The following is a 19,485-nucleotide window of genomic DNA, read 5'->3' as shown; positions in this document are numbered from 1 at the left end:
GGGTTCCATGCCGAAAACGGCGGCGGATTGCAATCAGCCGAGGAAGGGAGGGGGAAAGCGCGGGCGGCGGCGGGGTGCGGGGCGTGCGGCTGGCGCAAGGTGGCGACGGGGGCGGCCGGCGCCGATCCATCGCGGCACCGGCGCGCCGGCCTCAGCCGATCGGGGTCAGCGCCAGAAGCTGGCCCATTCGACCAGCGAGGCGAACTGCTTGCCGATCAGGATCGGCAGGCCCAGGTGCAGGACGGTCGCGTCCAGCAGGAACACCCCGGCCACGAGGGTCGCCAGCACAATCGCGATGCCGTTCGTCATGCCGTCCCCTTCCACCAGCGCGGGCGAGCCGCCCGGTCCGACCGCGCCGCCACTGCCGCCGGCCTTAGCCCCCGCGCCCTTGGGGGGCAAGCCGGCGGCAGGCTTTGCGGGGCATCGTCGGCCACGCAAGGCGCGCCCGTCCCGGCGTCATTGCGCCGTGGCGATGGTGATCTCGTCCTCCTCGGCCTCGACGATCAGGAACAGCTCGCCCGCCGCCTCCATCCGGCGGATCGTCGCCACGACCTCGTTCATGGCATCCTCGGCATCCTTGCCCGACACCCTGCCAAGCCCCGCCATCTCCTCGCGCATGCTTTCGGCCAGGCGGGAACTGAGGCCGGAGAGCAGGAAATCGACCGTGGCGGCATTGTCGCCGCGCGACCCCGCCATCGCCTTGGACACGACCGTCGCGTCCACCTCGCGCAGCACGCGGGGGATGTCGCGGGGGTCGATGCGGCGGGGAATGTTGGCCCAGGTGAAGATCGCCTTGCGGACCTTGCCGGCAAACTCGGCGTCGTCCTGGTCCAGCCCCGCCAGCACGCTGTCGCGGGTCGTGGCGGGGGCAAAGTTCAGCAGCGCGCCCACCTTTTCCACCGGCTGGGCATCGATCGCCGGCTGCGGCAGGGCGTCGATGGCGTGCATCAGGGCCAGCCCGATGCGGCGCAGGGCCGGCGCCTCGATCCCGCCGGTCTGCGACATGGCCAGCGCGATCCGGCGGCCCAGTCCGGGGTCCAGCAGGGCGAACACCTCGGACGCGCGGGCGACGGGCAGGCGCGACAGCATCACCGCCGCGATCTCGACGGCCTCGGACCGCGACAGCGCGGCCAGTTGCGGCGGCGGCAGGGCGGCGATGCGGTCCCACGGGTCGCCCGATCCGTTCAGCGCCGCCATCCGGCGCAGGCGGTTCGTCGTGTCGGGCGACAGATGCGAGCCCAGGAAATCCAGCGCCCCGTCGATCGAGCGCGGGAAGGTCACGCCGACGCGTTCCAGATTGTCGCAGAACTCGTTCAGGACCGCATCGCAGGTCGCGCGGTCCACGACCTGCATCGTCGCCATTTCCTGCGCCAGCAGCGCCTGCATGTCGGGCGGCAGCGAGGATAGCGCCATGTCCGCCCCGTCCGCCACCATCAGCCGCACGACGATCGCCGCCTTTTGCCGGGGCGTCAGCCCCGGTCCCGCCATGAACATGATCGCCCCCGAATCGCGCGTCGTGGGGGCAGTATCGCGCCGGCCCGCTAACGAACCGTGAACAGCGGCTCAGCTTTCGCCGAAAACTCGGCGGAAGATCGTGTCGACATGCTTGGTGTGATAGCCAAGGTCGAACTTCTCCTCGATCTCGGCGGGCGACAGCGCGGCCGTCACCTCGGCGTCGGCCAGCAGTTCCTCGCGGAAATCGGCGCCCTGTTCCCAGACTTTCATGGCGTTGCGCTGGACCAGGCGGTAAGCGTCCTCACGGCTGACTCCGGCCTGCGTCAGCGCCAGCAGCACCCGCTGGGACATGACCAAGCCCTTGAACTTGTTCATGTTGGCCAGCATGTTGTCGGGATAGACGACCAGCTTTTCGATCACCCCCGCCAGCCGGTTCAGCGCGAAATCCAGCGTGATCGTGGCGTCCGGGCCGATGGCGCGTTCCACGCTGGAGTGGCTGATGTCGCGTTCATGCCACAGCGCCACGTTCTCCATCGCCGGGATGACGGCCATGCGGACAAGCCGCGCAAGGCCGGTCAGGTTTTCCGTCAGCACCGGGTTGCGCTTGTGGGGCATCGCGGAACTGCCCTTCTGGCCGGGCGAGAAATACTCCTCCGCCTCCAGCACCTCGGTCCGCTGCATGTGGCGGATCTCGATGGCGATATTCTCGATCGAGCTGGCGATGACGCCCAGCGTGGCGAAGAACATCGCGTGGCGGTCGCGGGGGATGACCTGGGTGCTGATCGGCTCGGGGCGCAGGCCCAGTTTCGCGCAGACATGCTCCTCGACCGCCGGATCGATGTTGGCGAAGGTGCCGACCGCGCCCGAGATCGCGCCGGTCGCGACCTCATCGCGGGCGCGTTCCAGCCGTTCGCGGCCGCGCGCCATTTCCGCGTGGAAGCGGGCAAAGGTCAGGCCCATCGTGGTGGGTTCCGCGTGGATGCCGTGGCTGCGGCCGATGCGGACGGTGTCCTTGTGCTCGAACGCGCGGGTTTTCAGCGCGGCGAGCACCCGGTCCATGTCGGCCAGCAGGATGTCGGCGGCGCGCACCAGCTGGACGTTCAGCGTGGTGTCCAGCACGTCGGAACTGGTCATGCCCTGATGGACAAAGCGCGCCTGATCGGCGCCCACATGTTCGGCCAGATGGGTGAGAAAGGCGATGACGTCGTGTTTCGTCACCGCCTCGATCTCGTCGATGCGGGCGACGTCGAACTGCACGTCCTTCGCCCGCCACACCGCCTCGGCGTTCTCGCGCGGGATCACGCCCAGATCGGCCTGCGCGTCGCAGGCATGGGCCTCGATCTCGTACCAGATGCGGAACTTGGTCTCGGGCGACCAGATGGCGACCATCTCGGGGCGGGAATAGCGGGGGATCATGGCGGGCCTCGTGCAGGAACTCATGCCCGCTTAGTCCCGCAGGGCCGCCGGGCGCAACCTGCCCGTTCTTCCTTGCGGAAATATCCTTTGGGCCTTCCTTGCTGGAAACGGTCCGGTGACCGTTTCCAGCAAGGAAGGCCACGGCAGTGGCCGGGGGTGGAAAACCCCCGGCGGGGCGCCGCCGGAGGCATGAGGCTGAACAGGGGCGCCGCCCCTCAGCAGCTGTAATACATCGCATACTCGATCGGGTGGGGCGTATGCTCGAACGCATAGACCTCTTCCCACTTCAGCCGGATATAGCTTTCCAGCTGGTCGCGGGTGAAGACGTCGCCCTGCAGCAGGAAGTCCATGTCCTTCTCCAGCTCCTCCAGCGCCTCGCGCAGGGAACCGCAGACGGTCGGGATCTCGGCCAGTTCCTCGGGCGGCAGGTCATACAGATCCTTGTCCGACGCCGGGCCGGGGTCGATCTTGCTGCGGATGCCGTCCAGGCCCGCCATCAGCAGCGCGGCAAAGGCCAGATAGGGGTTCGCGGCGGGGTCGGGGAACCGCGCCTCGACGCGCTTGGCCTTCGGCGATTCGGTCCACGGGATGCGCACGCAGCCCGAGCGGTTGCGCGCCGAATAGGCCCGCAGCACCGGCGCCTCGAACCCCGGGATCAGCCGCTTGTAGCTGTTGGTGGACGGGTTCGTCAGCGCGTTCAGCGCCTTGGCGTGTTTCAGGATGCCGCCGATGAACCACAGCGCCTCCTGGCTGAGGTCGGCGTATTTGTCGCCGGAAAACAGCGGCTTGCCGTCCTTCCAGATCGACATGTTGACGTGCATCCCCGACCCGTTGTCACCCTTCATCGGCTTCGGCATGAAGGTCGCGGACTTGCCATAGGCGTGGGCCACGTTGTGGATCACGTATTTGTATTTCTGGATGTTGTCGGCCTGCTCGACCAGCCCGCCAAAGATCATCCCCAGCTCGTGCTGGCCGGTGGCGACCTCGTGGTGGTGCTTGTCGACGCGGATGCCCATGCGCTTCATCGTGGACAGCATCTCGCCGCGCAGATCCTGCGCCGCGTCGATGGGGTTCACCGGAAAATACCCGCCCTTGTGGGGGGCGCGATGGCCGGTGTTGCCCATCTCGTATTCGGTGTCGGTGTTCCAGGCGGCGTCGGCGGCGTCGATCTGATAGCTGACCTTCTGCGGCGTCACGGAATAGCGCACGTCGTCGAAGATGAAGAACTCGGCTTCCGGGCCGCAATAGAAATCGTCGCCGATGCCGGTCGATTTCAGATAGGCCTCGGCCTTGACGGCGGTGCCGCGGGGGTCGCGGGAATACGGCTCGCCGGTGTCCGGCTCGGCCACGTTGCAGTGCAGGCACAGCGTCCTTTCGGCATAGAACGGGTCGATATAGGCGCTGGACGGATCGGCCATCAGCTTCATGTCGGACTGGTCGATCGACTTCCAGCCCGCGATCGAGCTGCCGTCGAACATGAAGCCTTCCTCGAACCACTCTTCGTCCACCAGGTCTGCGACCAGGGTGACGTGCTGCAGCTTGCCCTTGGGATCGGTGAAGCGGACATCGACATAGGCCACCTCCTCCGACTTCATCAGTTCCAGAACTTCGTTGACCGTCATGGCCGCTCCTTCGGTTGGGCCGGGATACCGGCCAATCGTTGATATCTGGTTAAGTCCCGTCCGGCGTCAGACCGCGTCCTCGCCGGTTTCGCCGGTGCGGATGCGGATCGCCTGCTCGACCGGGCTGACAAAGATCTTGCCGTCGCCGATCTTGTCGGTGCGGGCGGCGGCGATGATCGCCTCGATCGCGGCATCGACCATGTCGTCGGGCAGCACCATCTCGACCTTCACCTTGGGCAGGAAATCGACCACATACTCCGCGCCGCGATACAGTTCGGTGTGCCCCTTCTGGCGGCCGAAGCCCTTGACCTCAGTCACGGAAAGCCCCTGCACGCCCACTTCCTGCAGGGCCTCTTTCACGTCGTCCAGCTTGAACGGCTTGATGATCGCCTCGACCTTTTTCATGCCCAGCAACTCCTGTCCGGCTTGCGTCGAGGTGGTGGTGGATTATGCCGAAATCAGGGTCAATGGCTGGCCGCCCCCGACGCGCGGTGTCCTGCGCTGCCGGGGGCGGCTGCACAAAATATAGGCACGGTGAGAGGATGATGGGCATTCTGGGAAGCGGCGGCGCAACAAGCCAGCTGATAACCTGCAGCCAGATGCGCCAGTTCGAGGCGTCCGTGATCGCCAGCGGCGAGACGACGGGCGCCGAGCTGATGGAGCGCGCGGGCAGCGCGGTCGTCGCCGCCATCGAACGCCGCTGGCCCGAGCTTTTCCCCCCGGCAGAGCCGGGCGGCGGGCAGGCTGTCGTGCTGTGCGGGCCCGGAAAAAATGGCGGCGACGGGTATGTAGTGGCGCGCCTGCTGCACGAGCGGGGCTGGTCCCTGGACGTGATCGGCCTGGGCGACCAGGCGTCACTGCCGCAGGACGCGGCCGCGGCCCGGCAGCGCTTTCTCGATGCGGGCGGAGAGGTGGATGACTGTCGCGACCCGGAGGGGGAGTTTCCCGGATACATGGTCTCGACGTTCTATGACGTGCTGATCGACGCCATCGTCGGCGCCGGCGGCCGATGCCCCCTGCCGCCCGGGTGGCGCCGGACCCGTGACGCGTTCGCCGAGGATTCCGAGCGTCTGGTCGCGATCGACTGCTTCAGCGGTCTGGATCTGGACACGGGGCAGGGCGAGGGCGGGGATGGGGCGGACCTGACCGTGACGTTCCACCGCGGCCGGCCGGGGCATGTGCTTGGCCGCGGCCCCAGCCTTTCGGGCACGGTGATGGTGGCGGATCTGGGTCTGAACAACGCCTGGAACCACAGCAACGGCATCGGCTGGCGGTTCCAGCGCAAGGCCGCCCTGGTGTTCGGGCCGGACATGGCGCTGGGCGGTCGCGCCTTGGCAAAGCCCGTGGGGCGGCACAAGTATGACCACGGTCATGTCCTGGTGCTGTCGGGTCCGCCCGAGCGCGCGGGCGCGGCGCGCCTTGCGGCGCGGGCGGCCCTGCGCGTGGGGGCGGGGCTGGTCACGCTGGGCGTGCCGCTGCCGGAAGACCTGGCCGGGGGCGGCCCCGACGCGCTGATGCGGCGGGTGATCGACGGGCCTGACGCGCTGACCGCGGCGCTGGAGGACGAGCGGATCAACGCGGTCTGCATCGGCCCCGGGCTGGGGATCGAGCGTGCGCGCGCCATGACGCTGGCGGCGCTGCGCCATCCGCGCGGGCGGCGTCGCCCGTCCCTGGTTTTGGACGCCGATGCGCTGACCGCATTCGCAGGCGACGCCCGGACGCTGTTCGACCTGATGGGGCCGTGGCCGGTGGTGATGACCCCCCACGCCGGAGAGTTCCAGCGGCTGTTCCAGTCCGCAGACCGTCCCGGGTCGCGGACCAGCCTGATCGACACGGTCCGCGACGCGGCGCGCGAGGCCGGCGCGACGATCCTGCACAAGGGCCCGACATCGGTCATCGCCGACGACGCGGGCAGCCCCCCGACGCTGGTCGCGGCATTGGACGTGCCTTGGCTGGCGACGGCGGGCACGGGCGATGTGCTGGCCGGCATTGTCGCCGGGCTGCTGGCCCGCGGGCTGGCCCCGGCGGACGCCGCCGCAACCGGCGCCCTGCTGCACGCCGCCGCCGCCCGCCGCTTTGGCCCCGGCCTGATCGCCGACGACCTGCCCGACCAGCTGCCCGGCGTCTTCCGCGACCTGGGGCTGTAGATTCCGCTCGCGCGCCAGCCCCCGCTTTGCTAAGAGGGCGCGGATTTGCTGGCGGGCCGCGCGGCCTGCCCGGCTGACGCATTGCGGGTGTGGCGAAACTGGCAGACGCACCAGATTTAGGTTCTGGCGCCGCAAGGCGTGGGGGTTCAAGTCCCTTCACCCGCACCATGCCATGTCATCAGGGATTGGCCATGTTTGATTCGCTTGAAAAGCCCGGCCCCGCCGAACGCGAAATGCTGGCCCGCGGCGAGATCGCAAGTGACAACATGTGGTGGGCCTGGTGGGGCAACTTCAGGAACTTCGGCGACTGGATTGGCCCTTATCTGTATCGTCAGCGGACCGGCCGGCTTCCGCGCTATTGCGCGCCGGGCCACGTGCCCGAGGGCGTTCCGGTTCACTTCACCTGCGGCAGCATCATGCACAAGATCCGCAGGAAGAACCGCGCGGTGGTCTGGGGCACCGGCATCAAGGAGCCGGACGCGTGGTTTGCCCGCCCGCTGGAGATGAGGGCGGTCCGCGGGCCGCTGACGCAGCAGGTGCTGGACAGCCGCCGCCTTGATGTGCCCGAGGTGATCGGCGATCCGGGTCTGTGCCTGCCCCGGTTCCACATGCCTGCAAGCACGGGCAAGACGTATCGGCTGGGCTTGATCCCGCACGTCTACGACATGCCGTTCTGGAAGCAGAACGGCAATCTGCTGCCCGCCGACGCGGTTCTGATCGATCTGACCGATCCGTTCGAAAGCGTGATCGACGTGATCGCGTCGTGCGAGGCGACGCTGTCGACGTCCCTGCACGGGCTGATCGTGTCCCACGCCTATGGTGTGCCGACCTGCTGGACCGCCTCGTTCTCGGCCGAGCTGGAGAATGACTTCAAGTTCAGGGACTATTTCCAGTCCGTCGGTCTTGACCTGTCCGCGTCGGACCGGCGAAAGATCGCGCTGCCGTTCGATCTGGGCGACTATGCGGACGACCTGACGCTGCCGGCCGTGGACGTCGGCCGCATGGCCGACCGCCTGCTTGCAGCATGCCCGTTCTGATCAGCCCCGCCACAGAACACCCGCGTGCAGGCGCCCAGGCTTCCTCGACCGGGCCGACACCGCCGCTTGCACGCCGTCGCCGCGATGCCTAGAAGGTCGAACAAATGCACGGTCGCCTTGGTCGCGGCCCGTTGGACATGACAAAGGAACCCCAATGCAGGTCACGGAAACCCTGAACGAAGGTCTCAAGCGCGGCTATCGCCTTACCCTGCCGGCGGCCGATCTGGCGGCCGAGGTGGACCGCCAGCTGGCCGAGGCCCGGCCCAACGTCGAGATGAAGGGCTTTCGCAAGGGCAAGGTGCCGATGGCGCTGATGAAAAAGACCTATGGCCCGCGGGTCATGGGCGACGCCATGCAGAAATCCATCGACGACGCGCTGCGTGTCCACATGGACGAAAACAAGGTCCGTCCGGCCATGCAGCCCAGGATCGAGATGCAGGACGGCGAAGGCTGGAAGGAAGGCGACGACGTCGTCGTGAACGTCAGCTATGAGCTGCTGCCCGAAATCCCGGACACCGACCTGTCCGGCGTCGAGCTTGAGCGCCTGACCGTCAAGGCCGAGGATGCGGCCGTGACCGAGGCGCTGGAGAATCTGGCCAAGAACGCCCAGTCCTTCGACGACCGCGACGAGGGCGCCGCCGCCGAGACCGGAGACCAGGTCGTGATCGACTTCAAGGGCATGGTCGACGGCGAGGCGTTCGAGGGCGGCACCGCCGAGGATTATCCGCTGGTGCTGGGCTCGGGGTCGTTCATCCCGGGGTTCGAGGATCAGCTGGCGGGCGTCAAGGCCGGCGACTCGGTCAACGTCAACGTGCGCTTCCCCGACGATTACGGCGCGCCCCACCTCAAGGGCAAGGACGCGGTGTTTGAAACCACGGTCAAGGCCGTGAAGGCCCCGAAAGCGGCCGAGATCGACGACGCGCTGGCCAAGCGCTTCGGCGCCGACGACCTGGACGCGCTGAAGGCGCAGATCGGCGAGCGGTTGGAATCGGAATACAAGGACGCCAGCCGCGCGCTGATGAAACGCGCCCTGCTGGACCGCCTGGACGAGCTGGTCAGCTTTGACCTGCCGCCCTCGCTGGTCGAGGCCGAGGCGGGCCAGATCGCGCATCAGCTGTGGCACGAGGAACACCCCGAAGAGCACGGCCACAACCACGGCGAGATCGAGACCACCGACGAGCACCGCAAGCTGGCCGAACGCCGCGTGCGGCTGGGCCTGCTGCTGGCCGAAGTCGGGCAAAAGGCCGAAATCACCGTGGGCGACCAGGAGATGACCCAGGCGGTCATGCGCCAGGCCCGCAACTTCCCCGGCCAGGAACGCGCGTTCTTCGAGTTCATCCAGCAGAACCAGGCCGCCCAGCAGCAGCTGCGCGCCCCGATCTTCGAGGACAAGGTCGTCGATCACATCATCGCCGGCGCCAAGGTCACCGACCGCACCGTGACCAAGGAAGAGCTGGAAAAGGCGCTGGAATCGCTGGACGAAGCCTGAGGGTTTCGCCGCGCAGAACGGAAAGGGCCGCCCGGTTGGGCGGCCTTTCTCCTGCGCGCCGCGCCTCAGCGCTGCGCCAGATCCTCGTCGCCCTTCGGCTCGACGCCGTTCTCGATCTTGATCTGGCGCTCGACCTCCGAGTTCAGCTCGGCCCCGGTCAGCACGACGATGGCCGCGATCCACAGCCACATCATCATGGCGATCGCCGCGCCCAGCGAGCCATACGTCTCGTTGTAGTTGGCGAAGTTCGCAGCATACCAGGAAAACAGCAGCGATGCGACCAGCAGCCCGACCGTGGCCAGGATCGCCCCAGGCGAGATCCACTGCCACGCCGGATCGTCCTTGCTGGGGCCAAAGCGATAGATCACCGCCAGCCCGGCCAGCAGAAGGCCCGCCATCAGCGGCCAGCGCAACAGCTTCATCACCGTCTCGGCTGCGCTGCCGGCCAGCACCGCCTCCAGCACGGCAGGCAGGACCGTGATGACGCCAAGCATGACGATGATGCCGACGATGGCGCCCAACGTCATCGCCAGCGACACGACGTTCAGCTTGATGAACCCGCGTTTTTCGGTTTCGAACCAGGCGATGTTCAGCGCCTCGATCAGCGCCTTCATGCCGCCGTTCGCCGACCACAGCGCGACCAGGATGCTGATGATCCCGGCGATCGACAGCGCGGTTTTCGGAGCCGAGGCGATGGCCGTCACCTGACCCGCGACCAGGTCGATGGCGCTTTCCGGCAGGATGCGGTTCAGCATCGCCAGGTTGTCCGAGATGGTGGCCGGGTCCGCCACGCGGCCATACAGCGACACCAGTGCGGTGATCGCCGGAAACAGCGCCAGCAGCGCGAAAAACGTGACGCCGCCCGCGACCGAGGTCACGCGGTCCTTGCCGAACTCGGTCGCGGTCCGCTTCAGCACGGTCATCCAGCTTGACCGGCCCAGCTGCCACGGCGTCTCGGGCGCGCCGGGAACGCGGGGCGGGGGGGCGGCGTTCGCCGCAGCCGTCTTTGCATCGCTTTTGACGACCGCTGCGGCGTCGGCGCGTTCGTCGGCGTCGAGGGTGTCGGTGCCCGAACCGGACGCGGGCGGCCTGTGCCCCTGCCTTGCATCCTTCGCCGGGTCCGGTGCGGCGCCATCGGGCGGCAGTCCCTTGCGCTCGCGCCAGCCCGCGGGCAGTGGGCCGAACAGGGCGTCATAGACGTCGGGCCGGGTCGGGGCAGGATCGGGTCGGTCGGGCATGGTGCGCTCGCAGGGGTCAGGGCGGTAAGGCCGCGCCGTTCTGGCGCGGCCGGGCGTGGCGGCGGGGCCGGGCCTACAGCCGGTGGGTGCGTGTCTCGGCACCCGCGATGCCGCCGTCGCGCAGATCCACGACGTCCGATTTGCGCGGCCGCTGGAACCCGCCCGCCTGTTGCCCCCCTTGCGGGCGCGGGGCCTGGTCGGCACCGGTGTTCAGGAAACTGCGGATCTGATCGGCGGTGCCGGAAAAGTCGCGCACCACCCCTTCGGCGTTTTCGGCAACTGCACGGAACGCGTTCATCGCCCCGCCCACCGCGGCGATGATGCTGTTGAGATTGCCCGACAGGCGCTGCGCGGTATCCTCGATCTCGGAGATGAAGCTCATCGAGGTGCGGGGCGGGCGCGACGGGCGCGGGCGGTCGGTGCGCCGGTGCTGCCCCCCGTCGCCCCGGGGACCAAAGCGGTGGCTGTCGTCGTCGTGCTGCATCCGCGACCGGGCGCGCGCGCGCATCGCCTCGCGTTCGCGTTCGGTCGGGCCATCGCGGCGGGCGGCGCCATACACCCGCTCGCGCGCGCGTTCGGCGGCGCGTTCGGCATCGTCGTGAATCTCGTCGTTGCCGCTGACCATGTCGGCGACCTTGCGGACCGCCAGCACCGCGCCCGCCGTCACCGCGGCCGCCGCGACCGCGGCCCCGCCATAGACCAGCACGCGCGACGTCATCGACGGCTCGGGCCACGCACGACTGCCGTCGGGCGACACGTCGCCATGCGGCAGCGTCTTTTGCGGCGGATAGGGAGAGGGGCGATAGGTTTCCTGGCTGCGGTCGATGGGCGCGCCAATCACGGGGCCGTCGGACATGGACATCGAAATACCTTTCTGGGATGGCGGCGGTGTTCCGTCGCGCGTTGACCTGCCGTGAAAACCGCCACGCGGGCGGAATGTTCCCGGACCGGGCGGCCGGGCGGTCCGGTCAGCGGCCCCTATCGTCCCGCGTGTCGTCCGGGGGGTCGCCGCCGGCGTCCCCCGAGGTTTTGGACGGCGCGATCCCCAGCGCCTCGTCGGGGTTGGTGGGCACGGTTTCCGTGTCGGGGATCGCCAGATCCTGTTCGACGTCCAGCGTCGTCCGGGCGGCGGGGTCGTCGTCCATCTCGCCGGTCAGCAGGGATTTCAGCACGCGGGGGTCAGTCATGGCCAATCCTTCGGACAGCGGGGCGCTGCACGGATCAACCCGCAGGCGCGCGGCTTCGTTCCCCCGGATCGCGCGCCGCGGGCCGCCCCTCGGCACAAAGGAAAGGGCCGCGCCGGTGATCCCGGCGCGGCCCCTTATGCCCGGCGGTGACGGCCCGCGTCAGGCAGGCGCATCAGTCACGGCGAAAAGGAAAGGGCCGCGCCGGTGATCCCGGCGCGGCCCCTTATGCCCGGCGGTGACGGCCCGCGTCAGGCAGGCGCATCAGTCACGGCGAAAAGGAAAGGGCCGCGCCGGTGATCCCGGCGCGGCCCCTTATGCCCGGCGGTGACGGCCCGCGTCAGGCAGGCGCATCAGTCACGGCGAAAAGGAAAGGGCCGCGCCGGTGATCCCGGCGCGGCCCCTTATGTCCCGCGGTGACGGCCCGCGTCAGGCCGACGCGTCGTCGTCGCGGCCGGCCGAGCCGATGTCGTCGAACAGTTCGGCGATCTCGAACTCGGCGGCGGCTTCTTCCTCGGCGGCGCGGTCTTGGATCGACTTGCCCGACGCCTGCAGTTCGGCCTCTTCGGGCGAACGGGCGACGTTCACGGTCACCTGGACGTCAACCTCGGGGTGCAGGTGCACCTTGACGTCGTGCAGGCCCAGATCCTTGATCGGGCCGGCCAGCACGATCTGGCGGCGTTCGACCGCGAAGCCTTCGGCCACGGCGGCGTCGGCCACGTCACGCGGCGTGACCGAGCCATACAGCGCCCCGGCGTCGGATGCCGAGCGGATGATGACAAAGGACGCGCCGCCCAGCGAGGCCGCGATCTTTTCGGCGTCGGCGCGGGTTTCATCGTTGCGGACGGCCAGGTCGGCCTTGCGGGCCTCGAACGCCGCGATGTTGGCGTCGTTGGCGCGCATCGCCTTGCCCTGCGGCAGCAGGAAGTTGCGGGCGAACCCGTCCTTGACCCGCACCACTTCGCCCATCTGGCCCAGCTTGGCCACGCGTTCCAGCAGAATGACTTGCATGATTCAGCCCCTCACTTCACGGCGTAAGGCAGCAGCGCCAGGAACCGGGCGCGCTTGATGGCGCGGGCCAGTTCACGCTGCTTTTTCGCCGAGACGGCGGTGATGCGCGAAGGCACGATCTTGCCGCGCTCGCTGATATAGCGCTGCAGCAGACGCGTGTCCTTGTAGTCGATGGCCGGCGCGTTGTCGCCCGAGAAGGGGCAGACCTTGCGGCGGCGGAAAAACGGCTTGGTTGCCATGTCTTGCTCTCCTTCGGATCAGAACCGGTCGCCGCGGGGGGCGCGTTCGCTGCGCTCGCCACGGTCGCCGCCACGCTCGCCACGGTCGTCGCCGCCGCGTTCGCCACGATCGCCACGGTCGGCCGAACGGCGGTCGCCGCCCCGGTCGCCATCACGGCGGTCGCCATCGCGACGGTCGCCACGGTCGCCGCGGTCACGCTCGTCGCGGCGCTGCATCTGCACGGACGGGCCTTCGTTGTGGGCGTCCACGCGCACGGTCAGCACGCGCATCACGTCGTCATGCAGGCGGGCCAGGCGTTCCATTTCCTGCACGGCGGCCGACGGCGCGTCGGTGCGCAGGAAGGCATAGTGGCCCTTGCGGTTCTTGTTGATCTTGTAGGCGAGCGTGCGCACACCCCAGTATTCGCTTTCCTTGACCGTTCCGCCGTTGTCGGACAGCACGGTCGAGAAATGTTCGATCAGCCCTTCGGCCTGCGTGTTCGACAGGTCCTGGCGGGCGATCAGCACATGCTCGTAAAGCGGCATGGCATCCCTTTCGTCTCGGGCGCGCTTCATAGGCGGGTCAAACCCTCCGCGCCCCGCCACGAGAGGCTGCGCCGGTTTCGCAATGTGCGGAAGGATGCGGTCTTATACAGTCCGCGCCCCGCGATGCAAGCCGATTCCCGTCGCCGGGGATCAGGCCGCGCGCGCCCTTTCACAGCCGCGAGAGCGGCGCGGTTCGCCGGAACCATCGCCGCGTCAACGGGTTGGCCGGTGTTGGCGGCGGATCGGCGTGGCCCGGTCCCGCCTGTCCCGCCGTGTCTGCCACCCGTGCCCGTCACAAGGAGAGTTTGAATGTCGAAGACGATTTCCGCGCTGGCGATCAGCCTGGCGCTGGCTGCCCCCGCGTTCGCCCAGACGGCCCCCGCGCCCGACGCCGCCGCCCCGGCTGCGGCCGCCCCGGCCGATGCCGCCGCGGCACCTTCCGCCGACGCCGCAGCGCCTGCAGCCGCGCCGGCCGCTGCCCCCGCTGCCGATGCGGCCGCGGCCGGCGACATGAGCGGCACCTATGCGTTCGACCCCGCGCACAGCCAGATCGTGTTCGAATACGACCACCTCGGGTTCTCGACCTCGCACGGGATCGTCAACGGCGTGACCGGCACGGTCATGCTGGACCAGGCGAACCCGGCCAATTCGTCGGTTCAGGCGCAGTTCCCGCTGTCGGCGATGGTGACCATCGCCCAGCAGCTGGACGATCATCTGCTCAGCGCCGATTTCTTCAACGCCGCGGGCGACACGCAGGTCACCTTCAAGTCCACCAGCGTCGAACCGGATGGCGACGACGAGGCGAAGGTGACCGGCGACCTGACCATGAACGGCATCACAAAGCCGATCACGCTGGACGTCGAGGTCAACAAGGCCGGCCCGCACCCGATGGGCGGCAAGCCCACCGTCGGTTTCCACATCGAGGGCAAGCTGCTGCGCTCGGACTTCAACCTAGGCGCGATGGCGCCGGCGATCGAGGACGAAATCGAGTTCGACATCGCGGTCGAGGCCAGCAAGGGCTGACCCCGCGCGACCCTTGCCGAAAATGCGACAGGCCGCCCCTTTGGGCGACCTGTTCCGTTTGCGTGGGCCTTCCAGCCGCGCGGGATCAGTTCGACGTGGCGGGAACCGCGGACGCCGCCGGCAGGTCGATGGGCGCGGGCCGGGGCGTGTCCACGGTGCGGGCCGGCAGGATCGGGTGGACGACCAGCGGCTGTTCGCCGGTCAGCGTTTCCAGGAACGCCACGATGTCGGCGGTCTGTTCGTCGGCCAGTTCGGTCCCAAGCTGCGCGTTCGACATGACCTGCACCGCCTCGGCCAGATCCCAGACCTTGCCGGAATGGAAATAGGGCGGCGTGATCGCCACGTTGCGCAGGGGCGCCGCGCGGAACACGTATTCGTCGCCCGCGGTGTTGGTGACGGTGAACCGGCCGGCGTCGCCTTCGGGGCGCACCTCGTCATCGGGCGCCTCGACCAGGCCGAAGGGGAAATAATCCTGCCCGCCCAGGTTCACGCCGGCGTGGCAGGTGGCGCAGCCGGTGTCGATGAACGCCTGCAGCCCGCGCTTTTCCTGTTCGTCCATCGCGCCATCGGTGCCGGTCAGCCACTGGTCGAACCGCGCGTTGGGCGTGACCAGCGTCGCCTCGAACGCCTCGATCGCCTGGGCGAAGTTGTCGAAGGTGATCGGCTCGGGCTGGCCGGGGAACGCGGCCTGGAACGCCTCGACATAGCCGGGCATCGACTGCAGCGTGGCGATCAGGTTGTCGGGCGTGTTGTTCATCTCGACCCCGGCCTGAACCGGACCCTTGGCCTGCGCCGCCAGATCCTCGGCCCGTCCGTCCCAGAACTGGGCGATGTTGAAGACCGCGTTCAGCATGGTGGGCGAGTTGCGCGGCCCCGCCTGCCAGCCGTGCCCGATCGAGGTTTCCAGCGCGTCCACGCCGCCCATCCCGATGTTGTGGCAGGACTGACACGAGAAGACGCCCGATTTTGACATCCGCGGGTCAAAGAACAGCATCGTGCCCAGCTGGATCTTGTCGCGGGTCATGGTGTTGCCCTGCAACGTCGGCCCGCTCATCGGGATCGGCTCGAACAGCGCGGCGGCGGCGGCGCGCAGTTCGGCGTCCGGCGACGCGGCCAGGGCTGCGGCGGCAGCGGCGGCGGCGCCGACCGGCGCGGGCGAGACCTTGGTTTCCGCCGCGACCGTGGCCGCATCGCGGGCGACGGGCGCATCGGTGCCCTGCGCCTTGGCGGCGACGGCCGGATCGGCGGCGGGCGTGTTCCCGCCCTCGACCTGCTGGGCCTGTTCGGCCTGTTCGACCTGCGCGGCGGCGGGGTCGGTCGCAGCCTGCTGCGCCAGCGCGGGCAGGGCGGACAGGCAGGCGGTGGTCAGGAAGAGGGCGGAACGGAAAATCATGGCTACCTCGCTGGGAACTGTGCGGTTGGCCGCCAGTATAAGGGTGGCGGCGTGACTCGCCCCTGACCCAGATCAACATTGCGCGTCGGGCTGGTTCCGGCCGATCCGCGACGGCTTGCCGCGGCGGGGCCCTGCCGGTATCCCCGCGCCATGCTGCCCGCCGACCGCCTGATCCAGATCGTCCAGCGTTTCGAATATCTCGAGGCGCGGCTGAACGCGGGCGCGCCCCCTGACGAGATCGCGGCCGTCAGCCGCGAATACGCCGAGCTGAAGCCGGTCGTGGCCCAGATCGCCGCATGGCAGGCCGCGCAGGCGGGCGTCGCGGACGCGCAGGCCATGCTGGCCGACGCCGAGCTGCGCGAGCTGGCCGAGGATGAGCTGCACCGCCTGCGCGCGTCGATGCCCGACCTGGAACAGGCGCTGCGGCTGGCGCTGCTGCCCCGCGACGCGGCCGACGCGCGCCCCGCGATCCTTGAAATCCGCCCCGGCACCGGCGGGGACGAGGCGGCGCTGTTCGCCGCCGACCTGCTGCGGATGTATCAGCGCCACGCCGAGATGCAGGGCTGGCGGTTCGAGCTGCTGGAACTGGCGCAGTCGGAACTGGGCGGCGTGCGCGAGGCGATGGCCCGCATCTCGGGCGACGGCGTGTTCGCGCGGCTGAAATACGAATCCGGCGTCCACCGCGTGCAGCGCGTCCCCGAGACGGAATCCGGCGGCCGCATCCACACCAGCGCCGCCACCGTCGCCGTCCTGCCCGAGGCGCAGGACGTGGACATCGACATCCCCGCCGCCGACATCCGCATCGACACGATGCGCGCGTCGGGCGCGGGGGGCCAGCACGTCAACACCACCGATTCGGCGGTCCGCATCACCCACCTGCCGACCGGGCTGATCGTCACCTCGTCCGAAAAGTCGCAGCATCAGAATCGCGCCAACGCGATGGCGGTGCTGCGGGCGCGGCTTTATGACATGGAACGGTCGCGCGCCGATGCCGAACGCGCCGCCGACCGGCGGTCGCAGGTCGGGTCGGGCGACCGCAGCGAGCGCATCCGCACCTATAACTTTCCGCAAGGAAGGGTGACCGACCACCGGATCAACCTGACGCTGTATGCGCTGGACCGCGTGATGCAGGGCGACCTGGCCGAGATCATCGACGCGCTGACCGCCCACGATCAGGCCGCCCGGCTGGCCGAGGCCGAGGGATGAGCCGGCGCACCGTGCGGCAGGCGCTGAACGCGGCGGCGGCCGGGCTGAAGATGGCCGGGGTTCCCGACCCGGCCGCCGACGCGCGCCGCCTGCTGGCCCATGCGCTGGCCGTCGATCCCGCGCGGCTGGGCCTGATCGGGGACGACCGGATGACCGCCGACCAGGACGCGCTGCTGGACGCATATCTGACCATGCGCGGCGCGCGCCAGCCGGTCAGCCAGATCACCGGCACCCGCGATTTCTGGAGGCACCGCTTCCACGTCACCCGCGACACGCTGGACCCGCGCCCTGAAACCGAAACGCTGGTCGCGGCGGTGCTGGACCTGCCGTGGCGGTCGGTGCTGGATCTTGGCACCGGCACCGGCGCGATCCTGCTGTCGCTGCTGGCGGAACGGCCGGGTGCACGGGGGCTTGGGGTGGATGTGTCAGCCGCGGCGGTCGAGGTCGCGCGGGGCAACGCCGCAGGCTTGGGCGTCGCGGCGGACCTTGCCGTCTCGGACTGGTTTTCGGACGTTCGCGGGCGGTTCGACCTGATCGTGTCGAACCCGCCCTATATCGCGGCGGACGAGATGGCCGCGCTTGCGCCCGAGGTGCGCGACTGGGAACCGGCGGGCGCGCTGACCGACGGGGACGACGGGTTGGGGGCCTATCGCGCGATTGCGGCCGGTGCGCCCGCGCATCTGTCGCCCGGCGGCTGGCTGGCGGTCGAGATCGGGCCGACGCAGGCCGCTGCCGTGACGGCGCTGTTCGCAGGGTCGGGGCTGGCCGCGATCGACGTCCGCCGCGACCTGGACGGCCGCGACCGGGTCGTGCTGGGCCAGAACGGCGGCTGAATGCCGCCCCCGCGACACATTGCTGCGATTAAGGGCGGTTTTTGCTTGCCACGGCGCGATCCGCATGGTTAGCAGGCCGGGTGACGGGGGCCTTGGCGCCCCTGCACGGGTCATCCCGCACAAGCTGCCGGACTGCTTCCGCGAACTGCCCGGGTTCAACCGGGCCATGTTGCCGAACACCGACCCCAACCCCATCCGGGCGCCCGTGCGCCGGACTAAGACATTGGCCCGATGAGATCTTCCAAATCCCGTTCGCGCAACAAGTCCCGCAACCCCCGGTCGCTGGGCAACGTCGTCAACCGCGTCTTCGACAGTTCCGGCCCCGAGGGGAAGGTTCGCGGAACGCCCCAGCAGATCATCGAGAAATACCTGGCGCTGGCGCGTGACGCGCAGCTGTCCGGCGACCGCGTGGCCGAGCAGAGCTTTTTCCAGCACGCCGAACATTACACCCGCATGCTGGGCGAGGCGCAGCGCGAGCAGGCCGAGCGCCAGGGCCAGTTCGGCGGCAACTATGCCGGGCAGGGCGACGACCGCGACGACCGTCCGGCCCAGAACGGGAATGGCGGCAACGGGAACGGGAACGGCAACGGACATGCCGGCTATGGCAACCCGCAGCCGCAGGGTGGCCAGCCGTCGGGCGAACGCCGCGACGACCGGCAGGACCGCCGCGACGACCGGCAGGACCGCCAGAACCCCCGCAATGAGGACCGCGACCGCCGCGACGACCGGCAGGACCGCAACCAGCAGCGCGCCCGCGACGACCGGGGCGAACGGGGCGACGACCGCCGCGACCGCGGCGACGCCCCGGCCCGGCCGGCGGCGGCACCCGCCTCGCTGACCGACGATTCGGCGCCCGATTTCCTGCGCCGCGCGCCCGAGGATCGCGGCATCCCCGAGGCGATCGACCCGCAGGACGGCCCCGTCGAAACCCCCGAGGATCGCGGCGCCGACCCTGCGCCGCAGGACGAGCCTGCCGCCGCGGCGGGAACCGCCGCCGCCGCGCAGCCGGCCGAGGCGCCCGCCCGCGCCCCCCGCCGCGCGCCGCGCAAGGCCGCGACCGGTGACACCGGCGCGCCCGCCGCGCCGCGGGCCCCCCGGACGCGCAAGCGCGCCGAACCCGAGGGTGCCGACACCCCCGCGCCCGCGGCCGACTGACCGCACACGCCGGTCAACGCGGCAAAACGAAACGGGCGGCCCTGGTGGCCGCCCGTTCGCGTATCGGATCAGCCGCTGCGCCGCCGCGCGACAGTGCGCGCCTGTTCGCTTGTCGGATCAGCCGCGCGCCGCCGCGACGCCGCGCGCCAGCGCGCAGAACCGGTCCAGCCCGATCTCTTCGGCGCGCGCGGTTGGGGGGATGGCGGCATCCTCCAGCAGGCGCTCGATCGCCGGATGGACGCCGCGCAGCGATGCCCGCAGCATCTTGCGGCGCTGGTTGAAGGCGGCGAAGGTGATTTCGGACAGCACCCTGGCATCGGCCGGATAGCGCGGCCGGGGCAGGGCGGTCAGGTGGACCACCGCCGATTCGACCTTGGGCGCGGGCACGAAGGCCTGCGGCGGCAGGGTCAGCACGATGCGCGCGTCGCAGCGCCACTGCGCCAGCAGCGCCAGCCGCCCGTAATCCTTGCCGCCCGGCCGCGCCACGATGCGCTGGGCGACCTCGCGCTGGA

20 protein-coding genes and 1 tRNA gene are annotated in these 19,485 nt (G+C 69.6%); 8 read left to right on the top strand and 13 right to left on the bottom strand.

Annotated features, from left to right (window positions below):
• Positions 1–165: 165 nt before the first annotated feature.
• The 5 genes from EPA64_RS16320 to EPA64_RS10760 form a co-directional block, all read right to left on the bottom strand.
• Entirely contained in the window at positions 166–309 is a 144-nt protein-coding gene (locus EPA64_RS16320; RefSeq protein ID WP_167626653.1) for a hypothetical protein, read from the bottom strand.
• A gap of 147 nt (positions 310–456) precedes the next feature.
• Positions 457–1,494, bottom strand: a complete 1,038-nt coding sequence (locus EPA64_RS10775; protein WP_134726362.1) for a flagellar motor switch protein FliG — start codon at positions 1,492–1,494, stop codon at positions 457–459.
• A 69-nt stretch (positions 1,495–1,563) separates the two neighbouring features.
• Positions 1,564–2,871 carry an adenylosuccinate lyase gene (gene purB, locus EPA64_RS10770; protein WP_134726361.1) on the bottom strand — a complete coding sequence of 436 codons (1,308 nt, stop codon included), beginning with the start codon at positions 2,869–2,871 and terminating at the stop codon, positions 1,564–1,566.
• Between the two features lie 215 nt (positions 2,872–3,086).
• On the bottom strand, positions 3,087–4,493 hold the full coding sequence (glnA, locus tag EPA64_RS10765; protein ID WP_134726360.1) for a type I glutamate--ammonia ligase: 1,407 nt from the start codon (positions 4,491–4,493) through the stop codon (positions 3,087–3,089).
• A 66-nt stretch (positions 4,494–4,559) separates the two neighbouring features.
• Positions 4,560–4,898 (bottom strand): P-II family nitrogen regulator, encoded by a 339-nt coding sequence (locus tag EPA64_RS10760; protein WP_134726359.1) that lies wholly within the window; start codon positions 4,896–4,898, stop codon positions 4,560–4,562.
• Positions 4,899–5,035: 137 nt separating this feature from the next.
• On the opposite strand from EPA64_RS10760, the gene EPA64_RS10755 reads away from it, so the two are divergent.
• The 4 genes from EPA64_RS10755 (at position 5,036) to tig (ending at position 9,166) form a co-directional block, all read left to right on the top strand.
• A complete protein-coding gene (locus tag EPA64_RS10755) occupies positions 5,036–6,640 on the top strand; it encodes an NAD(P)H-hydrate dehydratase (protein ID WP_246026719.1) in 1,605 nt (534 codons plus the stop codon).
• Positions 6,641–6,723: 83 nt separating this feature from the next.
• Positions 6,724–6,808: transfer RNA gene (locus EPA64_RS10750), tRNA-Leu, on the top strand.
• A gap of 23 nt (positions 6,809–6,831) precedes the next feature.
• A complete protein-coding gene (locus tag EPA64_RS10745; protein WP_167626652.1) occupies positions 6,832–7,677 on the top strand; it encodes a polysaccharide pyruvyl transferase family protein in 846 nt (281 codons plus the stop codon).
• A 154-nt stretch (positions 7,678–7,831) separates the two neighbouring features.
• Positions 7,832–9,166: a trigger factor gene (tig, locus tag EPA64_RS10740; protein WP_134726357.1), complete on the top strand. Its 1,335-nt coding sequence runs from the start codon at positions 7,832–7,834 to the stop codon at positions 9,164–9,166.
• 65 nt (positions 9,167–9,231) lie between these two features.
• On the opposite strand, the gene EPA64_RS10735 is transcribed toward tig, so the two are convergent.
• From EPA64_RS10735 to rpsF, 6 genes are all read right to left on the bottom strand, one after another.
• Positions 9,232–10,404 (bottom strand): YihY/virulence factor BrkB family protein, encoded by a 1,173-nt coding sequence (locus EPA64_RS10735; RefSeq protein WP_134726356.1) that lies wholly within the window; start codon positions 10,402–10,404, stop codon positions 9,232–9,234.
• Between the two features lie 73 nt (positions 10,405–10,477).
• On the bottom strand, positions 10,478–11,266 hold the full coding sequence (locus EPA64_RS10730; RefSeq protein ID WP_134726355.1) for a hypothetical protein: 789 nt from the start codon (positions 11,264–11,266) through the stop codon (positions 10,478–10,480).
• 106 nt (positions 11,267–11,372) lie between these two features.
• A complete protein-coding gene (locus tag EPA64_RS10725; protein ID WP_134726354.1) occupies positions 11,373–11,591 on the bottom strand; it encodes a hypothetical protein in 219 nt (72 codons plus the stop codon).
• 426 nt (positions 11,592–12,017) lie between these two features.
• Positions 12,018–12,599 carry a 50S ribosomal protein L9 gene (rplI, locus tag EPA64_RS10720; RefSeq protein WP_134726353.1) on the bottom strand — a complete coding sequence of 194 codons (582 nt, stop codon included), beginning with the start codon at positions 12,597–12,599 and terminating at the stop codon, positions 12,018–12,020.
• Between the two features lie 11 nt (positions 12,600–12,610).
• On the bottom strand, positions 12,611–12,838 hold the full coding sequence (gene rpsR / locus EPA64_RS10715) for a 30S ribosomal protein S18 (protein WP_025061827.1): 228 nt from the start codon (positions 12,836–12,838) through the stop codon (positions 12,611–12,613).
• A gap of 18 nt (positions 12,839–12,856) precedes the next feature.
• Positions 12,857–13,363, bottom strand: a complete 507-nt coding sequence (gene rpsF, locus EPA64_RS10710; RefSeq protein ID WP_134726352.1) for a 30S ribosomal protein S6 — start codon at positions 13,361–13,363, stop codon at positions 12,857–12,859.
• Positions 13,364–13,672: 309 nt separating this feature from the next.
• Between rpsF and EPA64_RS10700 the strand changes: the two genes are divergently transcribed.
• Entirely contained in the window at positions 13,673–14,386 is a 714-nt protein-coding gene (locus EPA64_RS10700) for a YceI family protein (protein ID WP_246026718.1), read from the top strand.
• A gap of 85 nt (positions 14,387–14,471) precedes the next feature.
• Here EPA64_RS10700 and EPA64_RS10695 read toward each other — a convergent pair whose 3' ends face one another.
• Positions 14,472–15,779, bottom strand: a complete 1,308-nt coding sequence (locus tag EPA64_RS10695) for a cytochrome c peroxidase (RefSeq protein ID WP_134726349.1) — start codon at positions 15,777–15,779, stop codon at positions 14,472–14,474.
• A gap of 150 nt (positions 15,780–15,929) precedes the next feature.
• Between EPA64_RS10695 and prfA the strand changes: the two genes are divergently transcribed.
• The 3 genes from prfA to EPA64_RS10680 all read left to right on the top strand — a co-directional run bounded on the left by prfA (position 15,930) and on the right by EPA64_RS10680 (position 18,973).
• A complete protein-coding gene (gene prfA, locus EPA64_RS10690; RefSeq protein ID WP_134726348.1) occupies positions 15,930–16,985 on the top strand; it encodes a peptide chain release factor 1 in 1,056 nt (351 codons plus the stop codon).
• A complete protein-coding gene (gene prmC, locus EPA64_RS10685) occupies positions 16,982–17,818 on the top strand; it encodes a peptide chain release factor N(5)-glutamine methyltransferase (protein WP_134726347.1) in 837 nt (278 codons plus the stop codon). Before prfA ends, prmC begins: the two co-directional genes overlap by 4 nt.
• 231 nt (positions 17,819–18,049) lie before the next feature.
• Positions 18,050–18,973, top strand: coding sequence for a DUF4167 domain-containing protein (locus EPA64_RS10680; protein WP_134726346.1), 924 nt, complete (start codon positions 18,050–18,052; stop codon positions 18,971–18,973).
• Between the two features lie 117 nt (positions 18,974–19,090).
• Here the strand turns inward: EPA64_RS10680 and EPA64_RS10675 are convergent.
• On the bottom strand, positions 19,091–19,485 hold a 395-nt coding region (locus EPA64_RS10675), incomplete at its 5' end, for a ribosomal RNA small subunit methyltransferase A (RefSeq protein ID WP_281278573.1).

The organism is Paracoccus luteus (assembly GCF_004522155.1).
Classification (GTDB): domain Bacteria; phylum Pseudomonadota; class Alphaproteobacteria; order Rhodobacterales; family Rhodobacteraceae; genus Paracoccus; species Paracoccus luteus.
Note: the sequence above shows the minus strand (reverse complement) of the source record. Positions and strands in the feature narration are given on the sequence as shown.